Source organism: Nocardia alni, from assembly GCF_019038435.1.
Classification (GTDB): Bacteria; Actinomycetota; Actinomycetes; order Mycobacteriales; family Mycobacteriaceae; genus Nocardia; species Nocardia alni.
On sequence record NZ_JAGPOX010000394.1, the window covers coordinates 1 to 402 of the forward strand.

Here is a 402-nt window from a genome sequence, read left to right on the forward strand (position 1 = left end):
TCTCAACACCCTGCGCCAGTACCTGACCGAGAACGGCAAGATCGTGCCGAGCCGCGTCACCGGTACCAAGTCGAAGTACCAGCGCCAGCTGGCGACCGCCGTCAAGCGCGCTCGCTTCCTGGCCCTGATCCCGTACACCGACAACCACGACGTCTGATGCCCGGCGGGGCGGCCCGGTGCCGCCCCCGCTGTGCCAGCTATTCGGACAGCCTTTGTTGCGGGGCATCGCCTCGCTAACGAATAACTCATCTGGAGCAATACCATGCAGCTGATCCTCCTGCAGAAAGTCACCAACCTCGGCAACCTGGGCGACCTGGTCGACGTGAAGCCGGGCTACGGCCGTAACTTCCTCGTGCCGCAGGGCAAGGCCGTTCCGGCCACCGAGAGCAACAAGGCCGAGTT

The 402-nt window shown here is 64.4% G+C and carries 2 protein-coding genes; both read left to right on the top strand.

Annotated features, from left to right (window positions below):
- Nucleotides 1–10 precede the first annotated feature (10 nt).
- Complete coding sequence (gene rpsR, locus JZ791_RS44480) at nucleotides 11–157, top strand: 30S ribosomal protein S18 (RefSeq protein WP_438804645.1); 147 nt, start codon at nucleotides 11–13, stop codon at nucleotides 155–157.
- A 105-nt stretch (nucleotides 158–262) separates the two neighbouring features.
- Nucleotides 263–402, top strand: a 140-nt coding sequence (rplI, locus tag JZ791_RS44485) for a 50S ribosomal protein L9 (RefSeq protein WP_216904037.1), incomplete at its 3' end; no start/stop codon positions are given.